Origin of the sequence: Streptomyces alkaliphilus (assembly GCF_014141535.1) — a bacterium.
Taxonomy (GTDB): Bacteria; Actinomycetota; Actinomycetes; order Streptomycetales; family Streptomycetaceae; genus Streptomyces; species Streptomyces alkaliphilus.
Genome location: NZ_VKHT01000572.1, coordinates 1 through 3,382, shown reverse-complemented (window position 1 = coordinate 3,382; position 3,382 = coordinate 1). Strand labels below are relative to the sequence as shown.

General features: G+C 74.5%; 1 protein-coding gene. It reads left to right on the top strand.

Annotation, left to right across the window (positions count from 1 at the left end; all coding sequences use genetic code 11):
• Positions 1 to 111: 111 nt before the first annotated feature.
• Positions 112 to 3,189 carry a helix-turn-helix transcriptional regulator gene (locus tag FNQ90_RS16850; RefSeq protein ID WP_323380015.1) on the top strand — a complete coding sequence of 1,026 codons (3,078 nt, stop codon included), beginning with the start codon at positions 112 to 114 and terminating at the stop codon, positions 3,187 to 3,189.
• Positions 3,190 to 3,382: the final 193 nt, after the last annotated feature.

The following is a 3,382-nucleotide window of genomic DNA, read 5'->3' as shown; positions in this document are numbered from 1 at the left end:
CCACCGGCCGTCACGGCCCCGCCCCCCGGGGACGGTCCCGGGGAAGCGAGGCGGGGACACGGGGCGAAAACCCCTGTCGCCGGGGGCCCCACCCGTGTGATTCTCGGTGACGTGCGGATCCCTCACGTCAGCCCGGTGTTCATCGGGCGCGCCCCCCAACTGGCCGAACTCCATCGAGGGCTCGACCGCGTCCGCGCGGGCGAGCCCTCCGTCCATCTCATCGGTGGGGAGGCGGGCGTCGGCAAGACCCGTCTGGTGGAGGAGTTCACCGACCGCGCGGAGACGGGCGGTGCCCTGGTCGCTGTTGGCGGTTGCGTCGAGCTGGGAGCCGACGGCCTGCCCTTCGCCCCCGTCTCCGCCGCACTGCGCTCCCTGCACCGCAGACTCGGTGACGAACTCCCGGCCGCCGCTCCGCCCGGCGGCGAGTTGTCGGTCCTGCTGCCGGAACTCGGTGACGGAACCACTCCCCACCGTTTCGGGGACGCCGGGGACCGCGCCCGCCTCTTCGAGTCCACCGCCCGACTCCTGGAGAACCTGGCCGGCCGCCGCCCCCTGGTCGTCGTCCTGGAGGACCTCCACTGGTCCGACCGCTCGACCCGCGAACTCCTCGACTACCTGCACCGTTCCGTGCGTGACGCCGGCCTGATGCTGGTGGCCACCTACCGCACCGACGACATTCACCGCCGTCACCCCCTGCGCCCCTTCCTCGCCGAATTGGAGCGCTCCCGCACCGTCCACCGGCTCGAACTGCCGCGCCTGACCGAGGCCGAGGTCGCCGAGCAGATGACGGGCATCATCGGCGAACGCCCCGAACCCGCGCGGGCCCGCATGGTCTTCGACCGCAGCGGCGGCAACCCCTTCTTCGTCGAGGAACTGACCGGCTGTTGCCCCGGCCAGGGCATGCACGAATCCCTGCGCGACCTGCTGCTGGTCCGCGTCGAGGCGTTGCCCGACACCGCCCAGGAGGTCCTGCGGTTGCTCGCGGTGGGCGGTTCCACCGTCGGACACGGCCTGTTGGCCGCCGTCGCGGGTCTGCCCGACTCCGACCTGCACCTCGCCCTGCGAGCGGCGGTCGGCGGACACCTGCTGGTCGCCGAGGAGGAGACCGGTGCCTACCGCTTCCGGCACGCCCTGATGCGCGAGGCGGTCGCGGACGACCTGCTGCCCGGCGAGCGAACCCGGATCAACCGTCGCTACGCCGAGGCGCTGGAGGAGGCTCCGCACCTGGTCCCCGCCGACCAACACGCCGCCCGACTGGCCGGCTACTGGTACCACGCCGGCGTTCCGGACCGGGCGTTGCCGGCGGTGCTGCGGGCGGCCGACCGGGCCCGTCGCCGCCACGCCCACGCCGAACAACTGCGTTTGCTGGACCGCGCCCTGGAACTGTGGGACGCCGTTCCGGAGGAGGTCCTGGCGAAGCTGCGGCCGGTCGGACCGATCTGGGTCTACCCGCCCCGCCACGGCGCGCCCGCCGACGAGGTGGACCTGCTGGCGGAGGCCACCATGACCGCGGTGCTCGCCGAGCAGATGGACGTGGCCCGGCGGATGAGCAAACGCGCCCTGCGGCTGCTCACCGACACCTCCGATCCGCTGCGCACCGCCTGGTTCCTCATGCAGCGCTCGCGGATGTTCGAGGGCGTGGTGCGGGGGCCGGATCGAGAGCTGCTGCGGCGGGCCCGGGAACTGTTGGAGGGGCTGCCGCCCTCGGCGGTGCACGCCCAGGTGCTCGCGCTGGGCGCCGCACAGCGCGCCGACGACGAACACACCCCCGAGGCTCTCGCCGCCGCACAACGCGCCGTGGAGGTGGCCCGTGAGCTGGGTGTGGAGAGCACCGAGCTGTACGCGCGGCTCACCCTGGCGGGTGTCCGGGCCAACGCGGGGGAGGGCGCGGGCGCCCTGGCCGAGATGCGCGCCGTACTCGATCGAGTCGTCCGGCGGGCGGACGCGGACCTGCTGGGGCGCACACTGAACAACCTGATCGCGACCCTCGGCCTGCTGGGTCGGTTCGGCGAGGCGGTGGAGACCGCCGAGTGGGGCCGGGCACTGGCCTCGCGGTTCGGGCTGGAGGAGACCGCGCGCACCTGGTTGGCCACCAACCACGCGGCGATCCTCGTGCAACTGGGCCGCTGGTCGGCCGCCGAGGACATCCTCCGGGAGGTGGAGGGCGGGAACGCCAACCCGCGCCCCGTTCTGATCGGCCGCATTCTCCGTGCCCACCTGGCGGTGTTGCGCGGGGACATCGGGGTCGCCCGGGAGATGCTGGTGGACATCGAGGAGCGTGCCGAGCGGGAGATCGACCGGATCGGGGGCACGACTCTCGCCCCGCAGTACCTTCTCCCGCTCACCGAGCTGCGCGTCGTCCTCGCCGCCGCGGCGGGTGACCTGCCCCGGGTCCGTGAGCTGTTCGCCGAGCGCATCCCGGACCTGAACGTGCCCCATTATCAGGCCCTCTCCCGACAGTTGCTGGTCGCCGTGGCGGCGGCGGAGGCGGACGGGCGGGGCGATCCCGCGTCCGTCGGCGGAGCGGTGCAGGCCCGGACCGGGATCGCCGCGGCCTCGGCGACCGTCTCCCGGGGAGAACCGATATGGGCGGTCCTCGCCGACCTGACGGACCTCCTCCTCGCCTCCGCCGAGGGACGTGCCGCACCCGGCGACTGGGAGCGGATGGTCGTCCGGTTGGAGCCGATGGGAACGCCCCACCGGCTGGCGGAGGTCCGGATCCGCTGGGCGGAATCGCTGCTCCCGGCGGGCGGGCCGCCGGATCGGGAGCGGGCCGCCGGCCTGTTGGCGGCGGCCCGGGCGACGGCGGTCGACCTCGGTGCCCGACCCCTGACGGCAAGGATCGACCGACTGACCGCCGCGGCCCGGCTCGTCCTGCCCGGTGAAGGGCCGGCCGAGGACTCGTCGACCGAAGGTGACGGCGGGGAATCGGGAGAAGTCGGGCCGGCCCCGGCCGACCGCGCGGCGGCGTTCGGCCTGACCGCCCGGGAACGGGACGTGCTGGCGCTGGTGGCCGCCGGGCGCACCAACCGGCAGATCGCCGGCGAACTGTTCATCGCGCCCAAGACGGCGAGCGTCCACGTCTCGAACATCCTCGCCAAGCTGGAGGTCGGCGGGCGCGGCGAGGCCGCCGCCCTAGCCCACCGCCTGCGACTGGTGGAGCCGGCCGAGGGGGCCGGAACGCCCTGACCGCTCCCGGCGGCCGGGGACGCCCCCGGCCGCCGGCACGCCGCCGAGCGACGGGATCCGTTCCACGGACGGGCGGGAGAGCGGGGCCCCGGCCGGAGTCCGGAGGGCTCGGTAGGGGGATGAGCCCGCCCTCCCCCTACCCGTCGTCGCCGTCGCCGTCCCCGCCGTCGAGGGCCACCTCGTGGCCCTCCTC